This is a genomic window from Bacillus sp. FSL W7-1360 (assembly GCF_038592975.1).
GTDB classification, from domain to species: Bacteria; Bacillota; Bacilli; order Bacillales; family Bacillaceae_D; genus Shouchella; species Shouchella lonarensis.
This window is the reverse complement of sequence record NZ_CP151950.1, coordinates 777050-797091: the sequence shown is the minus strand read 5'-3', so window position 1 is coordinate 797091 and position 20042 is coordinate 777050. Positions and strand designations below refer to the sequence as shown.

At 44.1% G+C, this 20042-nt stretch carries 22 protein-coding genes; 4 read left to right on the top strand and 18 right to left on the bottom strand.

From position 1 onward, the window contains the following. Window positions 1–77: 77 nt before the first annotated feature. The 10 genes from NSQ26_RS03960 to NSQ26_RS03915 form a co-directional block, all read right to left on the bottom strand. Window positions 78–209: a hypothetical protein gene (locus NSQ26_RS03960; protein ID WP_281241412.1), complete on the bottom strand. Its 132-nt coding sequence runs from the start codon at window positions 207–209 to the stop codon at window positions 78–80. A 106-nt stretch (window positions 210–315) separates the two neighbouring features. Beyond that, window positions 316–1086 carry an ABC transporter ATP-binding protein gene (locus tag NSQ26_RS03955; protein ID WP_499719244.1) on the bottom strand — a complete coding sequence of 257 codons (771 nt, stop codon included), beginning with the start codon at window positions 1084–1086 and terminating at the stop codon, window positions 316–318. Further along, window positions 1080–2078, bottom strand: coding sequence for a FecCD family ABC transporter permease (locus tag NSQ26_RS03950; RefSeq protein WP_499719242.1), 999 nt, complete (start codon window positions 2076–2078; stop codon window positions 1080–1082). The genes NSQ26_RS03955 and NSQ26_RS03950 overlap by 7 nt, the downstream gene beginning before the upstream one ends. A 34-nt stretch (window positions 2079–2112) precedes the next feature. After that, window positions 2113–3075 (bottom strand): ABC transporter substrate-binding protein, encoded by a 963-nt coding sequence (locus NSQ26_RS03945; protein WP_499719241.1) that lies wholly within the window; start codon window positions 3073–3075, stop codon window positions 2113–2115. Further along, window positions 3068–4852 carry an ATP-binding protein gene (locus NSQ26_RS03940; RefSeq protein ID WP_499719239.1) on the bottom strand — a complete coding sequence of 595 codons (1785 nt, stop codon included), beginning with the start codon at window positions 4850–4852 and terminating at the stop codon, window positions 3068–3070. Before NSQ26_RS03940 ends, NSQ26_RS03945 begins: the two co-directional genes overlap by 8 nt. After that, window positions 4852–5568 (bottom strand): response regulator transcription factor, encoded by a 717-nt coding sequence (locus NSQ26_RS03935; protein ID WP_090776104.1) that lies wholly within the window; start codon window positions 5566–5568, stop codon window positions 4852–4854. Before NSQ26_RS03935 ends, NSQ26_RS03940 begins: the two co-directional genes overlap by 1 nt. Before the next feature lie 60 nt (window positions 5569–5628). Beyond that, window positions 5629–6831, bottom strand: a complete 1203-nt coding sequence (gene ccsB, locus NSQ26_RS03930) for a c-type cytochrome biogenesis protein CcsB (RefSeq protein ID WP_499719237.1) — start codon at window positions 6829–6831, stop codon at window positions 5629–5631. Between the two features lie 58 nt (window positions 6832–6889). Next, the gene (resB, locus tag NSQ26_RS03925; protein ID WP_499719235.1) at window positions 6890–8524 is read right to left on the bottom strand and encodes a cytochrome c biogenesis protein ResB; all 1635 of its coding nucleotides are present in this window, start codon (window positions 8522–8524) and stop codon (window positions 6890–6892) included. A 22-nt stretch (window positions 8525–8546) separates the two neighbouring features. Continuing rightward, a complete protein-coding gene (gene resA, locus NSQ26_RS03920; protein ID WP_090776101.1) occupies window positions 8547–9077 on the bottom strand; it encodes a thiol-disulfide oxidoreductase ResA in 531 nt (176 codons plus the stop codon). Between the two features lie 97 nt (window positions 9078–9174). Continuing rightward, window positions 9175–9909, bottom strand: a complete 735-nt coding sequence (locus tag NSQ26_RS03915; RefSeq protein ID WP_499719232.1) for a pseudouridine synthase — start codon at window positions 9907–9909, stop codon at window positions 9175–9177. A gap of 288 nt (window positions 9910–10197) precedes the next feature. Between NSQ26_RS03915 and NSQ26_RS03910 the strand changes: the two genes are divergently transcribed. Beyond that, window positions 10198–11619: an ISLre2 family transposase gene (locus NSQ26_RS03910; RefSeq protein ID WP_499717674.1), complete on the top strand. Its 1422-nt coding sequence runs from the start codon at window positions 10198–10200 to the stop codon at window positions 11617–11619. A 583-nt stretch (window positions 11620–12202) separates the two neighbouring features. Here NSQ26_RS03910 and NSQ26_RS03905 read toward each other — a convergent pair. From NSQ26_RS03905 to NSQ26_RS03890, 4 genes are all read right to left on the bottom strand, one after another. Beyond that, a complete protein-coding gene (locus NSQ26_RS03905) occupies window positions 12203–12289 on the bottom strand; it encodes a putative holin-like toxin (RefSeq protein ID WP_367576294.1) in 87 nt (28 codons plus the stop codon). A 253-nt stretch (window positions 12290–12542) separates the two neighbouring features. Beyond that, window positions 12543–13085, bottom strand: a complete 543-nt coding sequence (locus NSQ26_RS03900; protein ID WP_090776099.1) for a spore maturation protein — start codon at window positions 13083–13085, stop codon at window positions 12543–12545. Continuing rightward, a complete protein-coding gene (locus NSQ26_RS03895) occupies window positions 13082–13678 on the bottom strand; it encodes a nucleoside recognition domain-containing protein (protein ID WP_090776098.1) in 597 nt (198 codons plus the stop codon). Before NSQ26_RS03895 ends, NSQ26_RS03900 begins: the two co-directional genes overlap by 4 nt. Beyond that, a complete protein-coding gene (locus tag NSQ26_RS03890; RefSeq protein WP_499719976.1) occupies window positions 13671–14819 on the bottom strand; it encodes a D-alanyl-D-alanine carboxypeptidase family protein in 1149 nt (382 codons plus the stop codon). Before NSQ26_RS03890 ends, NSQ26_RS03895 begins: the two co-directional genes overlap by 8 nt. A 164-nt stretch (window positions 14820–14983) precedes the next feature. On the opposite strand from NSQ26_RS03890, the gene NSQ26_RS03885 reads away from it, so the two are divergent. Then, window positions 14984–15700: a DUF421 domain-containing protein gene (locus tag NSQ26_RS03885; protein ID WP_245701209.1), complete on the top strand. Its 717-nt coding sequence runs from the start codon at window positions 14984–14986 to the stop codon at window positions 15698–15700. A 153-nt stretch (window positions 15701–15853) separates the two neighbouring features. After that, window positions 15854–16762, top strand: a complete 909-nt coding sequence (locus NSQ26_RS03880; protein ID WP_499719230.1) for an Rpn family recombination-promoting nuclease/putative transposase — start codon at window positions 15854–15856, stop codon at window positions 16760–16762. A 75-nt stretch (window positions 16763–16837) separates the two neighbouring features. Here the strand turns inward: NSQ26_RS03880 and spoVAE are convergent, their stop codons facing one another. Genes spoVAE through NSQ26_RS03860 form a run of 4 tightly spaced genes read right to left on the bottom strand, consistent with a single transcriptional unit; the run spans window position 16838 to window position 19137 of the window. After that, complete coding sequence (gene spoVAE, locus NSQ26_RS03875) at window positions 16838–17188, bottom strand: stage V sporulation protein AE (protein WP_499719228.1); 351 nt, start codon at window positions 17186–17188, stop codon at window positions 16838–16840. Continuing rightward, complete coding sequence (gene spoVAD, locus NSQ26_RS03870; protein ID WP_499719226.1) at window positions 17185–18207, bottom strand: stage V sporulation protein AD; 1023 nt, start codon at window positions 18205–18207, stop codon at window positions 17185–17187. Before spoVAD ends, spoVAE begins: the two co-directional genes overlap by 4 nt. Further along, entirely contained in the window at window positions 18207–18677 is a 471-nt protein-coding gene (spoVAC, locus tag NSQ26_RS03865; RefSeq protein WP_090776092.1) for a stage V sporulation protein AC, read from the bottom strand. The genes spoVAD and spoVAC overlap by 1 nt, the downstream gene beginning before the upstream one ends. 22 nt (window positions 18678–18699) lie before the next feature. Beyond that, window positions 18700–19137: a YhcN/YlaJ family sporulation lipoprotein gene (locus tag NSQ26_RS03860; protein WP_499719224.1), complete on the bottom strand. Its 438-nt coding sequence runs from the start codon at window positions 19135–19137 to the stop codon at window positions 18700–18702. 197 nt (window positions 19138–19334) lie between these two features. Between NSQ26_RS03860 and NSQ26_RS03855 the strand changes: the two genes are divergently transcribed. Continuing rightward, window positions 19335–20027: a DUF421 domain-containing protein gene (locus NSQ26_RS03855; protein WP_499719223.1), complete on the top strand. Its 693-nt coding sequence runs from the start codon at window positions 19335–19337 to the stop codon at window positions 20025–20027. The last annotated feature ends 15 nt before the right edge of the window (window positions 20028–20042 follow it).

Genomic DNA, 20042 nt, shown 5'->3' with positions numbered 1-20042 from the left:
GTGTGCAACGGTTTTTTAAACTATGTATGAACAGCCCTTTAAAAAAGAGCCATCAATCGAGGAGAGAGTGCTATCATTTACTGTCGTTCCAGCGACAACCTTTCATCTGAAACAGATACTTTTAATACACCTACAAACAAGATGCCTATTGCCAGCGCCAAAATGAATGCGATTGACATTCTCCGCACAAAATCCAGCCATGCGGTCATAACGTCCCCCTTCCGCACACGTCATTGGTGCATTTTTCACATATACACTTATGATCTTGCTGTATGAGCTTATGAAAAGACTGCGAACGGTATACATCATTTTTCCTCAGGGACAGATTGTAAATTGCTTTTTACCGAGAGGAGGGACGAGCGATTCAGTAAAACGCACCCCGTATGCTTCGTGTAACAACGACTCAGTAAGGTTCGTTACCGCGCCTGTTCCAAGTACTTGTCCCTGCTTCAAAAGCACCCATTCATCACAGTATAAGCTCATCATGTTCACATCATGAAGCACGATCACGACCGAAAGTTCACGCTCTTGCTGCAGTTTATGTAAATGATTCATGAAAGCCACTTGTTGGGCAATATCTAAATGATTTGTCGGCTCATCTAGCAATAACAATGATGGTTCTTGCGCCAACGATTGAGCAAGCCAAACACGTTTTTGTTCTCCGCCACTTAATTGCCCGATTAAACGATTCGCTAACTCAATTGTATCTGTGTCTCTCATTACTCGTTCGACGATGTCACCATCTCTTTTGGAACGACGAGAAAGCCAGCCATGCTCGTAAGGATATCGTCCGAGTGTCACTGCTTCTTGTACTGTCACATGCAATGGTACGTGATGATTTTGCATGCAAACAGCCAATTTCCTTGCCCGATTCTTAGGAGACAGCATTTGAGACGCTTGTCCTTCAATCAAAATAGAACCGGAACTCACTTTATAATCGCCCGCTATCGCCCGGAGCAGGGTTGTTTTCCCGCTCCCATTTTGTCCTAGCACACCGACCATTTTTCCTTTTTGTACTGAAAAAGAAACGTCTGTTAACACGCGATGCCCAGCTAACTGCACAGTTAAATGCTCCACGACTAACACGAGTGTGCCCCCTCTTTTTTTCGTTTATGGTGTCGATATAGTAGTAGCGCAAACAACGGTGCACCAATCATCGCCGTCACCACACCGAGAGGCAGCTCACTTGGCATGACGACCATCCGAGCAATGAAATCAGCAAGCACTAGAAAGGTCCCCCCTAGCATGAGAGACATTGATAGTACATGTCGATAATCGCTTCCTACCAATGTGCGAACGATGTGCGGAATCACTAACCCAACAAAACCAATTGTGCCAGCAACAGCGACGGCGCTTCCTGCTAACATTGTCGCAGCAATGAACATATTATATTTATGCTTCTTTATTGCCACACCAACATACTGGGCTGTACGCTCACCATACATAAAAGCATTGAGTGCATGGCGCGAGCACCATAACATCATTGTGCCAATAAGAAAAAAAGGAAGGATTAGCCCAACGTGAGACCACCCTCTCATACCAACACTACCCATCAACCAATATACAACCTGTTTCAATTCACCGTGTGACAGCGCCATTAACAGCGTAAGGTGCGCACTTAAAAACGCACTGACAATGACACCGATTAAAATGACTGTCTCCATTGTAAGTGAACTTTTCATGCAGCGTGCTAAAAATAACACCAAAAACAATGTTACAAGTGCTGCGACAATAGAAACAAGCGGTGCAACCCACACACTGGCTAGTGCACCACCAAACAGAATAAACAAAACAGACCCGAGCGCTGCACCAGAAGATACCCCTAATGTGTATGGATCAGCGAGCGGGTTTTGCAGCAATCCTTGAAACGCTGCCCCAGCAAGCGCCAAAGCAGCACCGACGAGAAAAGCAAGAACCACACGCGGCAATCGGACGTTTATAACGATTTGCACATCAGCCGTGTCAAATGACGCCTCTAACGGCAATCCTAACCCAACTTGTCCCAAAATCATGACCACTTCCTTCACCGGTAGCATCACGCTTCCGAAACACACGCCCATCCACATCGTCAAAAGCATCAGCAAAAAAACACCTGTATAGGAAAGTACGCGCTTACTGCGCAAAGATTTCAGGATAAATGAGCTGTCCAAGCGCTTTCGCTCCTTCCGGTAACCGAGGCCCTGTTCGACTTAATACGTCTTGTTGTTCAACTTGATACACACGGTTCTCCTTTACAGCTCGTATATCAGCAAAACTTTTTCGATTTGTCACTTGTAACACCTCTCCGGTAGTGACGATCACATCAGGATTGAGCGTAAGGAGTGCCTCTTCACTTAGTTGAGGAAAGAATGCTGTTAAGTCGAGTTCATTGGTCACATTATCCGCGCCAATGATAGACAGTAACTCTGTAATAAATGAAGACGCTCCCGCAACAAACAAATGTACACTGTCTACTTCATATAACACCTTTTTTCGCCTTTCTGGTGTCAATTCTGCTGCTTGCATAGAGAGCGCACGAAAATCATCATTCATCTCCTCGCAAATGCGAAGGGCTTCTTTTTGCCGATCAAGTAATTGAGCAACATCCCAAATGATGTCATATGTCTCAGAAATAGACTGCGCTTCCGAAACGACGTATACTGGGATATCCATTTTCCTTAACTGAGATAGCGCTGATGTTACATAAGAGGCATGAGCCAAAACCACATCCGGTTCTAAAGCAATAATTTCCTCTACATTAATAGACATACCGACATTTGACGTCACAACAGGCACATCACTCACTTCAGCTGGATAATCATCATATGCATGTCGCCCAACAAGCGTCTCGCCCGCTCCTAGCGCATAAACAATTTCCGTGTTTACCGGCGCAAGCGATACAACGCGCTTAGGGCGCTCAGGGAGGTTTAATACTTCTCCAGTTGCATCACGAGCCGTGAATGGAAATATGGACGCCTCAGGTTTAAAAGAAACCGTCGGCACTATATCCTCAGTTTGTTGCGTCGTCTCATTTACAGGGGGGGCACATCCGACAAGGAGCATGACACACAACATGAGCAACATTTTCTTATACATATGTATCATCCTCCGCTTGGTTGCGAGGCAAAGTGAAATAAAAGACCGTTCCTTCGCTCACTTTGCTTTGAACCGAAATTTCTCCCCCATGTGCTTCAACAAGGTGTTTTGCAATCGCTAACCCAAGACCCGTCCCTCCTTGATCACGGGTCCGCGCTTTGTCTGCTTTGTAAAAACGCTCAAACACATAAGGCAAATCTTCTTCTGGGATACCCGTGCCTGTATCAATGACACTTATACGATCGCGGAGATGATCCCATTCATACCGCACTTCGACACTTCCTCCCGCACGTGTATGCCGGATGGCATTATGAATAAGATTGGTTAATACTTGCTCAATTCGATCAGGGTCAATGTCCATCTTCCGTCCAGAAACAACACCTGTTAAAAAGACATGAACGCCACGCTCTTTTGCATAACTTACAAACTTCCGGACGACCTTTTCCAAATAGATATTGATCTCAACGGTTTCTTTATTCAAAGTAATATGATCTGCTTCCATCCGCGCAAGGTCCAGTAAATCATGAACAAGACGCCCCATTCTAAGTGACTCATCATAAATAATTTGGGCAGCTTCTTGCCGCTCCCCCTCTGTCTCCATTACACCATCAATCATTGCCTCACTATACCCTTGTAACATGGAAATCGGTGTTCGCAACTCATGCGAAACGTTCGCAATAAAATCTTTGCGTAGTTTATCATGGCGTCGTTCTTCTGTCACATCACGAATCACAGCCACTGCGCCACGAACTGTTTCTTTTTCATAAAGTGGTGCCATTAAAATCGCCATACTCCGCCCTTGTACATTCTGTTCCATTAATTGCTCTGTTTCAGCTGACACAACGTGACGAAATAACGGCATGAGGATTGCTGGCAATGCTTGTTTGTCGTTCATCGTTGTTTGCTCTTCATAAAACAACACAGATAACATTCTCTCCGCTGGCGGATTTGTTAATAAAATCTCACCGCGCCGATCCAACGTAATGACACCATCTGCCATACTTAACAAAATATGTGCGAGCTGTTCTTTTTCTTGGTTCAATGCCATCATATTATAATTGAGCTCGCGCCGCATACGGTTAAACGCAATCGCCAATTGACCGATTTCATCATGAGTCAAAATAGGCACCTTTGTATGAAATTTCCCTTGTGCAACTTCTAGTGCAGCTTGCCGCATTTTTCTTAACGGCGCCGTAATTCGAGTCGACAAGAAAAAAGCAAAGACAGTTGTTAAAATAAGCGCAATTGCTGCTGAAAAATAAATGATTTGCTTCGTCTCCTGTGACGCTGCCTCCACCGCTGCAAGTGGCTGATATAAAAAAATACCACTTTGAGCAGGTGCCGTTTCTCCTAAAGGAACACCTGCTAACATAATATCAGCATCATCTGTAGCAGCCGTAGATGTATGGACCTCAGTCACAACTGTTTCGCCATATTCAAGCACTTTTCTCGCCCAGGCATCCGTCACATTCAATTGCCGTTCTTGCGCTCGGTACCGTTTCGTACTCCAACGCTTTTGACCTTCCTCTACAATGACGATATCCACCGCAAGTGACTCGCTCATATTTTCTAAGTAACGATACGGTGATGACTCCTCGCGATGTGCCTCATAAGTTGAAGTGACCATTGTTGCATAATTACTGAGACGTGCTTCTGCCTCTTCTAAATTAAAGGTCTCAAAGAAACGAAGTAACATCACCATTAAAATCGTTAAAACGACTGTAACGAGCAATAAAATTGTGAACCATAACTTCCCAACAACACTTTGCCACAACATTACGCCCGGATTACCTCAAACTTGTACCCGACGCCCCAGACCGTTGAAATCATTGCTGAAAAGTCAGGGGAAATACGCGTTAGTTTTTCACGCAGCCGCTTCACGTGTGTATCCACTGTCCGCAAATCACCAAAAAACTCATAATGCCATACATCCTTTAACAACTGTTCCCGTGAAAAAACTTTGTCCGGAGACTGTGCTAAATAAAGCAACAGCTCATACTCTTTTGGTGTTAAATTAAGCACTTCTCCGTCAACCGTGACACGATGTGCATCATCATCAATGGTCAACGGACCGAACACAAGCACGTTTTTTGTTTGCGGCTCAGTTTGCAAAAAGCGTGTTGCAGAGGCGCGGCGAAGCAGCGCCTTCACACGTAATACGACTTCTCTTGGGCTAAATGGCTTTACAATGTAGTCATCTGCACCCACCTCAAACCCTTGCACACGATTGGCCTCTTCACCTTTTGCTGTTAACATCATCACTGGTGTTGCCTTCGTCTTACGGAGTGTGCGACACACCTCAATCCCATCCATTCCGGGCATCATCACATCAAGTAAAATCAAATCATACGCTCCATTTAACGCTTCGGTAAGGGCATCCTCGCCGTTACTTGCATCAACCACATCGTATCCTTCACGCTCTAAATACATTTTGAGTAAACGTCGAATGCGTCCTTCATCATCAACAACTAAAATTTTTGGTTGCTGTGTCATCTTTTTGCCTCCTTTTTCCCTACAGCATCTAGTCTCTGCCCTTTACCATCTAAGCATTCCCTACGCTGCATAAGAATGTAGCCCTGCAATGACCAAATTAACAAAAACTAAGTTAAACATAATGATAGCAAAACCAATCACACAAAGCCAAGCCGATTTTTCACCATGCCACCCTTTAGAGAGACGCAAATGTAAATACACGGCATAAAATAAAAATGTCACAAGGGCCCAAACTTCTTTCGGGTCCCATCCCCAATATCTCGACCAAGAAATTTGCGCCCAGATCATCGCAAAAACAAGCCCACCAAGTGCAAAAATAGGGAAGCCAATCGCCACTGCCCGGTAACTTAATTCGTCAACTGATTGAGGGCTAACCGCCTTTAACAACGGCTGCAACGCAAGTGAGAGTCTTTTTCGTAAAATGAGCCGGAGCACCCAGTAAAGGATAAATCCTGTAAAAAATGCCCAAATTACCGCATTCAAGTCGCTAGAAACAATATTTCCTGGAACAGATATCCACGGAGAAAGCGCACCTTCCGTTAACAATTGTCCCTCATTTGGTCCAATCAATGCCGGTAGATGGTAAACCATAGGCGCTGCCGCTTGTTCGCCATTCTGGTCGACATAGTTAAAAGAAACTTCATAACCAAAACCTGAAAACATATACGTAATCACAATGTAGCCTACTAAAGACATCAGACCGTACATAATTACTTCAAGTACACGCGGCTTCCAACCCGTTGCCCTTAAATCTAAAGAACGAATTAAATAGGCAAGACCCGCCGCAAAACCAATTGCCAACAATCCTTGACCTAGTGCCGTTGTCATAATGTGTAGCTTTAAAAACATCGGCATTTGTAAAGATGGGACGAGTGGAGAAATATCGGTGCTAAACGTTGATGCATACACAATGAGTAACATGACTGTCGGCATGGCAAACATCCCAATGACATCTGCACGACTTGGATAGATCAAATAAATAATCATAAAGGCCAAACTCATCATCATACCAAGAAACGTCATATACTCAAACATATTACTTACGGGTACATGTCCAGCGACAGACCAGCGTATGACAAAATAAGCAAGCGCGCACAACAAGCCAACCACACTCAATATCCAGCCAAATCGACCAGATTTCGTCACAGCCATCACTTGCTCCTCTGAATTTCTCCGTCTATGAAGTGAAAAAGCAAAACACACTGTTGCTGCTAAATAAGCAAAAAAAGCAAGCAACAATAAGTTTAAACTTAAACTAGCCATTTCATCCTCTCCCTTACACATTCTGATAAGTGACATGGTTCAACCATGCCACTACGTTTTACTGCTCGTGCTTCATTTCTTCTTGGTCTTTAGGCACATGTAACGGTGTGCCGACCACGACTTGTTTCATTTCTTCATGGAACGATAACCCATTACGGTTTGTATGCCCAGCTAGCCACACATCGCCGTCGACTTTTTGCAACCATACACGGCGATGCGCAAAGTAAGATCCCTGCACGAGCCCGATTAAAAAGATGATCCCACCAACAATAAGAAACGGCAAAGTTTCATCTTTACGCACTGTCAAAATCGTGACATTTTTAAACGCTGCATCCACAAAAGTCATTTTGTATTCATTGTCATCATTTGCCTCGACGTTTCGTTGAATGCCAATTAAACTTCTTTCGCCTTCGGGTTTATCAGGTGTGTACATAGAAAACAAAAAGTACGGATTGTTAGGGACGGATGATTTTGTCGTTGGTTCTCCTGAACTGTTTAAATCAAAGTCAGGAAAATAGTCTTCTAAAACCACTCGATAACCATCACCTAGCTCATATGTACTTTCAGGCTCGATTAAATCAACCGTCATTTCTCCAAACGTTTTGCCACTTTCCTTATGTTCTAGCGTAAAAGTCATTTGGTTTAGTTCATTGAGACGGTAATCCGTTTGATAAAGTGAAAAACCATCAAACTGCAGCGGATCATTGACGTGAATCTTTTTTTCTTCCATTTTCACAAGTTCACCATCATCACCAATGATCCTAGACTCTTCTCGTTTATATAGCACGGCATCCGTCTCAAACTTTTCCGGGATGACACCGCCCTTTTCCTCATATGCATCTTGAAAACGTTCATCATTTTCATCATATAATTCAATTGAAAAGTGACGATTCTCAACGAAATAAGTTGCATCTGTAAATGGAACGGCTTCTTTTTCGCCTTCACGAATCGCCATCGTTGTGTCCACCACTTCCATCCCCGGAATATAGCGAAGTAAACAACCACCCAAAAAGATAATGAGTCCAACATGATTGACATAAGGTCCCCAGCGGGCAAAACGATTTTTCTCTGCTAATACATTCCCATTTTCCTTACGAATACGGTAACGCTTGTTGGCCAAAGCTGCAGACACTTTGTCAATGGCTTCATCAGGATTTTCTGTCACCGTCACACCAAAAAAACGTTGCCGCTTCATAAAGTGGGGATGACGTGTCACACGTTGCGCCCGCAATGCTTTGTACAACGGGATGCCGCGATCAAAGCTTGCAACAATAATCGAAACAGCGAGACCAATAATTAACGCAATATACCACCAAGAATCATACAATTCATGTAAACCTAAAGTATAGTACCAGTGTCCTAGCGTGCCGTATTGTTCCTCATAATAGCTCGCAAGATCAGCCCAAGCCCATTTTGGCACGTACGTCTTCTGCGGGTACAGCGTTCCAAGTGCAGATGAGATTAATAATAACACAAGAATCCAAATGCCGACTTTGACCGAAGAAAAAAAGCCCCAAATATGATCAATCAGTGACTTATTCCGCTTTCGTGACCGGATGGCAGCGCCTTCATAGCGCATGTTGACGCCTTCTTCTTGTGCCTTTTCTGTCAATGGCTTTCCGCAAGCAGCACACATTTCTGTGCCATCAACATTCACATAGTTACATTCACAAGTGATGCCCTTTTTTTTCATCCTCATACCTCCGTGCAAAACATTATGTACCCGGCACAATTAACTCGAAAAACTCCTGTACCATTGACTCCGTCATGGCACCAATGTGTACTTTTTCAATTTTTCCATCTGCATTCACTAAAATAGATGCTGGTAATGGTCCGATGCCATATGCGCGCATCACTTCTCTTCGTTCGTCTAAAGCAATCGTAAACGTCAGATTATGCCGATCCGCAAAAGACTGTACTGTTAGCGGGGGTTCGCCAACATCAATGGCCATGAGTTTAACACCTTTTTTCTCGTATTCTTTATAATATTTCTCTAGATAAGGCATTTCTTTTTCGCACGGTGGACAAAATGTCCCCCAAAAATTAATAAACACACCTTGTCCTTTAAAATCGGAGAGTGCGATTCTCTCATCGTTTAAATCACGGAGCGCAAAGTTTTTAGGCTCTTCTCCTACTCGTGCTAAACCTTCTTCATTGTTCATATTGACATAAATCGTAATGCCAATGATTGTAGCAATGACTACAAGTATAGAGAGCCGGACCCAAGTTCTATATTTCCTCCGCATGGTGTCCCTCCTCTTGTCAAAATCTCAATCATTCCTTATGCCCCGTTCACACTTCTCCCCCCATTATAACGTGTATTTACGGTTGTTTTTCACACATTTATGACGGTTTTATGACGGTCAACTTCTTTAATTGCCTCACTTCAAATGGTTTTAGTTGACGGGCTTGTCCTGATTGTAAACCGGCAAGCGTTAAAAAGCCATACCGTTCCCGCTTCAGTTTGATAACAGGATGACCGATCGCCTCAAACATTCGCCGTACTTGACGATTTTTTCCTTCATGAATAATAAGGCGAATGACCGCTGTTTGTTTCCGCTTATCAAGGGACAATAATTTCACTTTCGCTGGTGCTGTTTTGCCATCTTCTAGTTTCACACCTGCCTCTAACTGCTTTAATAACTGTCGCTCAGGAATGCCCTCTACTTTTGCTACATACTCTTTTTCAACACCGTATCGCGGATGCATGAGACGACTGGCCATCTCACCGTCATTCGTTAATAATAATAAACCTGTTGTATCATAATCGAGCCGACCGACCGGGTAAATGCGGGCATCTGTTTCAATATAATCGACCACCGTTTGTCGCCCTTTATCATCACTTACTGTCGACAACACCCCTGCTGGTTTATACATGACATAATAAACAGGCGCTTCTTTTGTTAATAACACCCCATCAACCGCCACTTTATCTTTTTGCGGTGCTACCTTCATTCCTAGCTGTGTCACCTTTTTTCCATTCACTGTCACACGCCCAGCTTCTATTAATTCCTCTGCCTTCCGACGTGAAGCCACACCCGCTTGGGCAATGACTTTTTGTAAACGTTCACGTTCCATCAATTCCAATCACCTCTTTGTCATCATATCTCTTCTTGTGATGATATACAAGTTTTCCCTCTTATTGAAAATAGAAAAAGAGGGCGCGTAACCCTCCTATTGCTAGTTCCCACAAACCCACTATACCGCGGATGAAAGAGTATGTGTAAAATAGTTCTCGAGGACTGAAACACGTAATATTCCACATTGTGGAATATTGGGTGCAAAAGACTGGGCAAAAAAGAAAAGACCCTCTACAATAGATGTGTGCTGACCAAAGCAAATACATCTGGAGAGAGGAGTCTTTTCATGCTTTCTATTGTACACGAAATATACAACATAATAAAGACCAAAAACAACATGATAGAAGCTGAAGAAACCCTAAAACAGTTAATGGAAACGACCTTTGCTCGTATAACTGGAGAAGTTTTATCACAAATCGATCAAGAGCTCACGCAAAACAAGAAAAATGAAGGCTGGACTATGGAGCGGAAAGATGAGCGTACAATCCAATTTATGTTTGGATCCGTTACGTATGAGCGTGCGTTAATGAAAGACCGAAAAGGAAAGAGAAGCTATCCATTAGACGAATACCTCTGTTTTGTGAAATACCAAAGATATAGTCCACTTGTGGAAGTGAAAACGGCAGAATTAGCGAGCGAACAAACATACCGAGGCACAGCCAAAACGTTATCTGAATGGACCGCAGTGACGATGAGTCATCAGACCGTAGGAAAGATTGTAAAAGAAGTTGGTGAGGTCCAACAGAAAGCAGATGAAGCTCTTGTCCAAGAGCTAGAGGAAGCCGCAGAGCTTCCTGAAGGGAAGAAAGTAGACTATCTTTACGGAGAAGCTGATGGTGTATTTGTGAGAAGCACTCAGAAGAAAAAACAAATTGAAGTGCGCCACGCGATCACGTACGAGGGCTGGGATCTAAATGGGAAGCGTGTGAAGCTAACGTCTCCTTATGCCATCATGACAACGAAAGAAATCAATCGTTTTTGGCAAGAAGTCCAAGCTGTCACTGCTCACCGATATGCTCTTTCGGAGACACAAGTCGTCACTGGAAGTGATGGTGGCGCAGGTTATACACCAGATCGTTTTCAAGAAGCCTTTTCTCAATCAAACAAGCCTGTTTTGAATCAAATCGATGGCTATCATGTACAACAGTCTTTAAGCGCCGCATTTGGGGTAAAAAGCCATGAATATAAAACCAAAGCAAAACAAGCCTTAAAGGACCGTGACAAAGAGACTTTCACAAAATGGATAGACACGTACGAAAGTACGATCACAGACGAGAAGCATCTCAAGAGAATTGAGCAATGTAAAAAATATCTTTTATCCCAATGGGAGAGAATATTTGATTGGCGCGAGAAAGTGGCTGACCCACCCGAGAATGCGCGCTCCCTAGGTGCGATAGAATCAAACCAGCGACACATCTCATTTCGGATGAAAAAGAGAGGCATGCATTGGAGTAAAGCTGGGTGTGAAGCAATGGTCAAGGTCAAACAAGGGATCCTTAACAACACATTACGTAGCGTATACTTACACTTTAGAGGGCGAACAACGAGACAGCAGCGCGTGTTCCAACAAATAGTGACTCGTGCCAAGAAAAATCATGAACAAGCCGTGACCCCAAGTGTGCGCCAAGGAACATTTGCCCTGAACGGTCCTCATTCTTCTCCAATGGGCAAATTTGTGAAAGGAATGAAAGGCTATTTGGTAGGCTGACTTTTTGTCATCGGGATGAGCGAGAGAAGTTCGCGTGCGGGGTGATCCCCGCGGTTTTGCGTCTCAACCTGATGGAGCAGCACAAATGAAGGACGGGTGTACGAGCGTTTTTGCGTGTTAAACTAACTAAATGACCGAGCCATATAACTTGAAATGTCATCGGTCTATCGCTCGATCAGTGGCGTTTTTAGTCACACGCAAAATGGCAGAGGGCAAGGGGGGAAGGGTGGAGATTTTTGAGTGGTTTTCTCAAAAATACAACCCGGCCCTTGCCCTCTGCCAAGCCTCACGGAGCTAAATTTCGAAATAATACACGGCAATTATCAGTGCACAATTGTAGAGTGGTGAAATCATTGGTCTTTTAAGGCGCTCGAGAAATTCTTGACACATACGATGAAAGATACTTACTTGACGTATCCCACGCGAAACATGTATACTAAATTCAAGTGATGAATAAACTAAAAAAGACCGCGTGTGCTTAGGAACACCCACGGTCTGCAATAACCGGACCCCTCTACAAGGGAGGACGGCAAACATTAGCTGATACGATCCACCCCACAGCTTGCGCGGCTCAAGGGTGGATTTACTTTTGACGTTGCGCCAAAGTAATGATTGAGACGACTAAACCAGCAAATGCAAACATCAGCATGAGTGATTGAAAGACGCTCATAAGCGATCCCCCCTTTCTTACGGGGATTGCCGTCCACCCTTGAGAATCCGTATGTTATTGCACCGCAATTGTAACACGGTGAAACTATCATTGCAAACGCTATCAAATGGGGTTGAAGTCACAATACGGTCATAGTTTTTTGTTTTCCAGATAAATAATTTGGCACCCATGTTTGAACTACACCGCAACAACTTTTCTCTTCCTTCACGTCCATGCAAAAAAAGAGACACGCAGCCCCTATTCCCCCACCCTCTCAACCAACCGTCGCACCAAAAATAATCCCAACTATGACTACCGCCGCAATCACCCCAACCAAATCCGCAAGCAACCCAACTTTTAATGCGTCACCCATTTTCTTAATGCCGACCGCACCAAAGTATACGGTTAAAATGTAAAACGTTGTGTCGGTGCTCCCTTGTAGTGTTGACGCAAGCCGGCCAATATAAGAATCGGGCCCATGTGTCGCGATCAGGTCGCTCATCAGTCCGAGCGCACCCGTTCCAGAGATCGGACGCATTAAAGCGAGCGGGACGACTTCTGCTGGCATACCAATCCACGCCAGAATGGGGGCTAGTCCAGATACAAGTGCATCCATGGCCCCCGAGGCGCGGAATACATAAATTGCAACAAGCATCCCGACTAAGTACGGGATAATGGAGATCGCCATGCCGAATCCTTCTTTTGCGCCAGATACAAATGTCTCATACGTCGGCACCTTGCGGACAGTGGCCACAAAAATTACCGTGCCAATCAAACAAGGAATCATCCATACCGAAAGTGCCGTCAATATATTCATTTCCGCCGCTCCCTTCGCACCCTTTTCCAGTAAAAAATTCGGTCAATGATTACCGCGCCAAGCATCGCACAGCCAGAGGCAAAAATGGTGGTACTGACGATTTCTGTTGGGGCTGCCGAATCATACGACATACGGATTGACAATACCGTCGTTGGTACAAGTGTTAAACATGCCGTATTTAACGATAATAACGTAATCATGGACCGGCTTGCTTCGTCTTTCCCGCCATTTAAAGCTTTCAATTGCTCCATCGCTTTAATGCCCATTGGTGTCGCTGCATTGCCTAGTCCAAACACGTTCGCAGTAATGTTAGACAAAATATAGCCCATTGCCGGATGGTCTTTTGGGACATCTGGGAAAACCCGTCTCGCAATTGGATGAACAAGCCGCGCTAAACCGCGAAGTAATCCCGCAGCGTCAGCAACTTTCATTAAACCGAGCCAAAAAGTGAGTACACTAATTAATCCAATACAAATTGTCACAGCTTCCGTTGCGCCTGCAAATACCCCTTTTGTTACTTCTTCCATCGTCCCGTTGATGGCCGCGTAAAGCAAACCAATGAGTAGCAGTCCAGCCCAAATAAGATTAATCATTTGCGGTCACTCCTGAAATGTGGCCAAAGATTTGTCTTATTCTTTTCCAAAAAGACGGTGGTGGCTCGCGTTCTTCTTTCTCAAAATAAAGTGCTGTGCTTGCAACTGCTGCATTATTTAATAAAAACGACATTCGTCCAACCGGGTCTTGTAATTGCGCGTCAGTCCACTGTTCTGTATGTGATGGTGTAAGCAATGTAAACTTTGCTTGGATTATTTTTTTCTCCTCTTTCGTCAATGGAAACACCAGTGTATGGGAAGCACGCAAGCGACCATCGTAAAAGTCATCCGTCCGTACGTCCAATTTCCCTTCGCTCACCAGCGTCTCAAGTGTGTACTCCTTAAACCCCCAGTTAAACAAATTCATGTGGTCATCCCAGTCATTTGGATCATTTAATGTCACAACAATCAAATCAAGTCCGTCTTTTGAGGCAGTAGAAACAAGTGTACGTTTCGCCAGTTTTGTATAGCCGGTTTTTCCGCCGGTTGAATAACGATACTTTTCAGTAAGCAATTTGTTCTTATTGTGAAAAATCCTCGGATGATCTCCTTTTGCTCGATAATCTTTTGTACCGGCAATCATGCGGTATGTTTCATTTGCCATCGCATATTGCGTTAACTTTGCCATATCATAGGCACTAGATAAATGATCTTCATGTGTATCAAGTCCATGAGGGTTATAAAAGCGCGTATTTGTCATTCCAATTTCCTCTGCCTTTTCATTCATCATAAACACAAATCCTTCAACACTTCCCCCAACGTACTCCGCAATTGCCATCGCGGCATCATTTCCACTACGTAACATTAACCCATATACTAAATCACGCAACGGAATTTTTTCTCCAGCAACAAGATAAATAGAAGACCCTTCTGTCCCCTCGGCTCGCTTAGAAATTGTGACCACCTCATCAAGCCGCCCCGACTCAATTGCAAGAATCGCCGTCATGATCTTTGTAATGCTCGCAATTTTTAATCGTTCATGCTCATTTTCTGCATATAACACCCGACCAGAAGATTGTTCCATTAAGATGGCAGCCTGTCCAGATAGTTCAAAAGGCGATTCTTTCGCTTTTATATTCCCAGAAAACGGCAACATAAGTATGACTATCACAATCCATATTTGCAACGCTTTTTTCCCCATGATCGCGCTCACACCTTCACTCAATTTGTTCACCCATCTAACCTCGTCCAAAAGTTCGTTCTTCTTCAATTTATGCGTACAAGCACCAAATATGACGTAACGGTTTTAAAAACGTTTAACACGGCGATACTGGGTACCACATACTTATGAGAGGAGATATGCTAATGCTAGAAGATATCGTTGTTGTCACCGTACGGATCGTTACATTTATTCCAATTGTTATTTTCTTAGCTATCCTAATGGGAAAACGTGCGGTGAGCGAGATGCCTGTCTTTGATTTTCTTATTCTGATGATCTTAGCTTCACTCGTTGGTGCTGACCTTGGCAACCCGGATATTCACCACGCGCCAACCGTCGCCGCTGTCATTGCCATATTTTTACTACAACGGGCCGTTTCAAGTTGGGCGATCCGTTTTCGGCGCTTTGGCAAATTGATTACATTCGAACCGACACTTGTCGTTGAAAACGGCAAACTGCTCGCGCAAAATATCCGTTCAATCAAATATTCTGTTGACAATGTGTTACAACTATTGCGGGAAAAAGGTGTCTTTAATGTGGATGATGTCTCTTTGGCGATCATTGAAGCGAGCGGCGAACTCAGCGTGCTAAAAAAACCAGCCAAAGACACACCAACAAATGAGCTCGTCGCTACTTCCATTCCTCGCAAAGCGAGTATTGCCTATCCCCTTATTATTGACGGGATCATTTCCAAAGATATGCTCACGCACGTTGGCCTAACAGAAGAAGCATTGCGCGCCCACCTCGAAGCAAAAGGCGTTATTAGACTCGAGGACGTGTTTTTATGTACGATCAATCAACAAGGAGACATACTACTATCTTATTCTTTCGAAAAACCGGAGCCATCACCAGTGGAGCATTAGGGAAATCGAATGCAGCAATATCCTATTTTAGAAAGGAAATGCTCCTCGCACGTCGAAAGTAGTGGAAGGACACACTTCATAGGTCCACGTCTTATCCTCACAATCTATCCTATGATCTCCGTGTCACATCCACTTCGAAAGGAGCTTTCATCCGTGACCTCGCACCACCCTCCGCACGATCAACTTTTCCGACAGCTACTCGACCATTTCTTCTCTGACTTTATGTATGCTTTTTTTCCCGACATTGAAGCTGACATTGATCTCGATTCATCTGAACCCGTCTCAACAGATGCTTGGTTTTCTGGTGAACAAAAATCACCGTTGCGACCTGACTTTGTCGTAAAAACACGGTTAAAATCTGTGGATGTGGTCATCCTTATTCATGTAGAAGAACAGTCGAGCTATGATCCACACTTTCACCGACGTATGAGCGGGTATTACGCGCGTCTTGTCGATCGTTACCAATGTCCCATCCTACCTATTGCTATTTTTAGTTACCGGACACCCGAAAAAGAACCCGCAACCGAAGTCATTCATACCATTAACGGGAGAACGTATTTCTATTTTGCGTATGAAAGTTTGTTCCTCAAGAAGCTTTCATGGCGGGCCTTTATGGAAATGGAAAATCCTGCTGCAGCTGCATTAATGTCGCTCATGGGTTATACTGAAGAAGAGAAAGTGGCATGTAAAAAGGCATTTTTGCGACTCATGTTAAAGATGGAATTGAAAGCGCAACACCGGCATTTTGTCATGCAGTTCTTTGACTTTTATCTCATACTAAACGACAAGGAGGAGATGAAATTGCGAGAAGAAGTCAAGCAATTAGAGCAAGAAGAAAGTATTGCAATTGAAGACTTCATGACGTCGTATGAGCGGCTTGGATGGAAGAAAGGGAAAACAGACGGCATTGAGGAAGGAATCAAGAAAGGAATTGAGAACGAACGAACCACCACCGCAAAACGCATGCTCGCCAAAGGCATGGACATTGCTTTTATTGCTGAGATGACCGGCATGTCTGAACAAAAGGTGCGCATGCTTCAAGCTGTACAAAAGTCGGAGTAACCATAAGAAAAAAACTCCAAAACCCCGAATAATGGATGAAAAGTCCAGTACCCATTCGGGGTTTTGCATATTTCACTACCCTTTCGGCTTAAACACAAGCGATGCTAAAAATCCGAAAATAATTGCCGCAGAAATACCTGCACTTGTGATTTCAAAAATACCGGTAATAATACCGATCCAACCGACAGACAGTTCCTCTTGCAATGCCCCTTGCACAAGTGCATGTCCGAAACTTGTAATCGGTACTGTCATCCCAGCGCCAGCGAAATCGGCTAATGGCTCGTATAATCCGATTCCACTTAAAACCGCACCGCTCATAACAAGTGTCGACATCGTATGTGCTGGGGTTAACTTCCCAACATCCATTAACAGTTGACCGATGACACAAATGACCCCACCGATAATAAACGCCCATAAAAAGATCATAAGTGATGTCCCCCTCCATCCGTTTCAATGACAGCCGCATGGGCAATACATGGAATCGACTCTTTTTGCTGATACGATAATGGCGATAACAACGCGCCGGTTGCGACAACAAGAATTCGCTGCCAGCCTTGTTTTGTCATCTCGTTAAGTAAGTGTCCGTATATCACAGCTGCTGAGCAGCCGGGTCCACTCGCACCAGCAAATACAGATTGACTGGCCTTGTAGAGCATCAGTCCACAGTCTCCAAACAGATCATGATCAAGCATGTATCCTTTTTGTTTTAACAAATCTCTAGCAACGGGCAAGCCAATTTGGCCAAGGTCACCGGTGACGATTAGATCGTAGTCTTCCGGCGTTCTGTTAAAGTCTGTAAAATGCCTTGCGATCGTATCCGCTGCCGCAGGTGCCATCGCGCCGCCCATATTAAATGGATCGGACATGCCCATATCGACGACACGCCCTATTGTTGCACCCGTCACACGAGGCCCTTGCCCACTCCCCGTCAACACAGCGGCTCCCGCAGCCGTTGCTGTCCACTGGGCAGTAGGTGGCTTCTGCCCGCCATATTCTGTTGGATAACGGAATTGCTTCTCTGTTGCTGAATGGTGACTTGACGCAACCGCAACCACATGCTCTGCTGCTTGTGTATGGACCATCATTGCCCCGATCGCAAGCCCTTCCATTGACGTCGCACACGCGCCAAACAACCCCATATATGGGATCTGTAACGTTCGTGCAGCAAAACTGGACGGTGTGAGTTGATTTAACAAATCACCTGCGAGCATAAATTGCACGTCATCTGTCGTAAGAGATGCTTTTTTTAATGCGGTCTTTACCGCTTCTTCCACAAATACCGTTTGTGCTTTCTCAAACGATTCTTGTCCGACCCAAATGTCATCATGTAACACATCAAACGCTTGCGGCAATGCCCCTGCTGCTTCAAAAGGTCCACCGACCGTCCCTGTCGCACAGATGACAGGACGACTCGTATATTGCCAACTTTGTTTTCCGATCAACATCATACCACCCCCAGCTCAATTAGCACCGCTTTAATGAGCGCTACAAAGAACGCCGAGACCACACCAAACACAATTACTGAGCCAGCCAGTTTAAACATGTTGCCACCTACACCTAGAACATATCCTTCCGTCCGATGCTCGATTGCTGCTGACGCAATCGAATTTGCAAATCCGGTTACCGGTACGGCTGTCCCGGCACCCGCAATTTGCGCAAGCCTGTCGTAAAATCCTAGCGCCGTTGCAATGGTTGAAAGTAAAATTAAAACAGCAACGGTCGGATTCCCAGCCGTTTTCTCCGTAAAATCAAAATACGTATAAAAGAATACTTGGATGCATTGACCAAAGAGACAAATAAAGCCACCAATGAAAAAAGCACACATGCAATTACGCAATACGGGACGCTTTTTTTCGTAACTGTCTTCTAAATTTTGATATTCCTTTTGTGCGGGTGTCGGTTGTTTTTTTGCCATCACTACATCTATCCTCTCATGCTCATTTCATGTTCATATGTTGAGTAATTTCTTGCGCCTTCTTTCTTAACAAAGGCGTGTCAAGTTGATGTGCTTTCAATTCTTCCTCCGCATCTTCTAACTCTTTGTACACTTTTTTATCTGTCGATATTTGCACCTTCATGTGCGGATATAATTTTTCAATTTGTTTGTGCCCACGTTTGCGTACATCTTGCAACTGCAAGCGATCCCCGTGTTTCACATGTACAGCGAGCAAAATTTGATCCTCAAATTGGATCCCACGCACACTCGTAACTTCTTCCATTTCCAATAATTCATCTTTTGCCCCATCGGCAGCGCCTTGCTCATGCTCAGACACAGCTTGTAATTTAAACGCTGTCCCTTTTTCATCTTCTTGCATCGTGCAGCCACTCAGAAAAATGAGGAGACACATCGCCATTGCAGCAATTTTTTTGTTCATTCCCTTCTCTCACCTCTCTTTTTATACACTCCGTATGTATATCGTGAGCTTTCCCGCTTTTTTTACACAAGAAATATTTGTCATCTCCAACACTTCTCATTCAACGGATAACTTGACGAAAAAAAGCCATCCTAAATCAACAGGTACATGTTTCTTTTCACTTGCAGGGAAAGTTCATAATATGAGGGATGATCAAGATGTTAGACAGTTACATTTCTTTAACGTGTGAGCTCATCATTGGTTTTTTTGCCTTACTTGTACTGACAAAAGTACTTGGAAAAAACCAAATCACCCAGTTGACACCGTTTGACTTTATTTCTGCCCTCGTACTCGGTGAACTTGTCGGAAATGCCATCTACGATGAAGACATTGGGCTCCATTATGTGCTCTATGCTGTCTGCATTTGGGGGATTCTCATTTACGCTATTGAAATGTTGACCCAAAAGTTTAGGGCAACACGTGCAGTGTTAGAAGGCAGTCCCTCTGTGATCATTGCGAAAGGTCGAATTCAGTTCAAGGAATTAAAGAAAAACAAACTCGATTTAAATCAGTTGCAACACCTTTTACGAGAACGGGGCGTCTTTTCCGTCCAGGAAGTTGAATACGGCATTTTAGAAACGAATGGTTCTGTCAATGTCCAGCGGAAAAGTGCCTACGATACACCGATGAACAAAGACTTGGCAATTCATCGATCTGACCCAACACTTCCTATCCCTGTGATTATGGACGGTGAAATCATTGAAGAATCGTTAACAGAGATCAACCAATCAAAAACATGGCTTCAAGAAATTTTATTTAAACGGGGCATCGCCACCCATAAAGCCGTTCTTTACGCCGAATGGATAGAAGGGAACCCGCTCTTTCTTCAAACATATAAAGAAGAGAGATAGAGACATACTGTCCTA

Excerpts from the sequence above, each read along its gene's own strand:
- NSQ26_RS03905 (WP_367576294.1), bottom strand. The coding sequence starts at position 12,289 with ATGAGCGTCTTTCAATCACTCATGCTGATGTTTGCATTTGCTGGTTTA.
- NSQ26_RS03940 (WP_499719239.1), bottom strand. The coding sequence starts at position 4,852 with ATGTTGTGGCAAAGTGTTGTTGGGAAGTTATGGTTCACAATTTTATTG.
- NSQ26_RS03935 (WP_090776104.1), bottom strand. The coding sequence starts at position 5,568 with ATGACACAGCAACCAAAAATTTTAGTTGTTGATGATGAAGGACGCATT.
- spoVAD (WP_499719226.1), bottom strand. The coding sequence starts at position 18,207 with ATGTTGATCGGAAAACAAAGTTGGCAATATACGAGTCGTCCTGTCATC.
- NSQ26_RS03855 (WP_499719223.1), top strand. The coding sequence starts at position 19,335 with ATGTTAGACAGTTACATTTCTTTAACGTGTGAGCTCATCATTGGTTTT.
- NSQ26_RS03950 (WP_499719242.1), bottom strand. The coding sequence starts at position 2,078 with ATGCTTTTGACGATGTGGATGGGCGTGTGTTTCGGAAGCGTGATGCTA.
- NSQ26_RS03960 (WP_281241412.1), bottom strand. The coding sequence starts at position 209 with ATGACCGCATGGCTGGATTTTGTGCGGAGAATGTCAATCGCATTCATT.
- NSQ26_RS03860 (WP_499719224.1), bottom strand. The coding sequence starts at position 19,137 with ATGAACAAAAAAATTGCTGCAATGGCGATGTGTCTCCTCATTTTTCTG.
- resA (WP_090776101.1), bottom strand. The coding sequence starts at position 9,077 with ATGCGGAGGAAATATAGAACTTGGGTCCGGCTCTCTATACTTGTAGTC.
- NSQ26_RS03895 (WP_090776098.1), bottom strand. The coding sequence starts at position 13,678 with ATGATTAATCTTATTTGGGCTGGACTGCTACTCATTGGTTTGCTTTAC.
- NSQ26_RS03890 (WP_499719976.1), bottom strand. The coding sequence starts at position 14,819 with ATGGGGAAAAAAGCGTTGCAAATATGGATTGTGATAGTCATACTTATG.
- NSQ26_RS03915 (WP_499719232.1), bottom strand. The coding sequence starts at position 9,909 with ATGGAACGTGAACGTTTACAAAAAGTCATTGCCCAAGCGGGTGTGGCT.
- spoVAC (WP_090776092.1), bottom strand. The coding sequence starts at position 18,677 with ATGGCAAAAAAACAACCGACACCCGCACAAAAGGAATATCAAAATTTA.
- NSQ26_RS03900 (WP_090776099.1), bottom strand. The coding sequence starts at position 13,085 with ATGAATATATTGACGGCACTTTCGGTATGGATGATTCCTTGTTTGATT.
- ccsB (WP_499719237.1), bottom strand. The coding sequence starts at position 6,831 with ATGGCTAGTTTAAGTTTAAACTTATTGTTGCTTGCTTTTTTTGCTTAT.
- resB (WP_499719235.1), bottom strand. The coding sequence starts at position 8,524 with ATGAAAAAAAAGGGCATCACTTGTGAATGTAACTATGTGAATGTTGAT.
- NSQ26_RS03885 (WP_245701209.1), top strand. The coding sequence starts at position 14,984 with ATGCTAGAAGATATCGTTGTTGTCACCGTACGGATCGTTACATTTATT.
- spoVAE (WP_499719228.1), bottom strand. The coding sequence starts at position 17,188 with ATGATCTTTTTATGGGCGTTTATTATCGGTGGGGTCATTTGTGTCATC.
- NSQ26_RS03910 (WP_499717674.1), top strand. The coding sequence starts at position 10,198 with ATGCTTTCTATTGTACACGAAATATACAACATAATAAAGACCAAAAAC.
- NSQ26_RS03945 (WP_499719241.1), bottom strand. The coding sequence starts at position 3,075 with ATGTATAAGAAAATGTTGCTCATGTTGTGTGTCATGCTCCTTGTCGGA.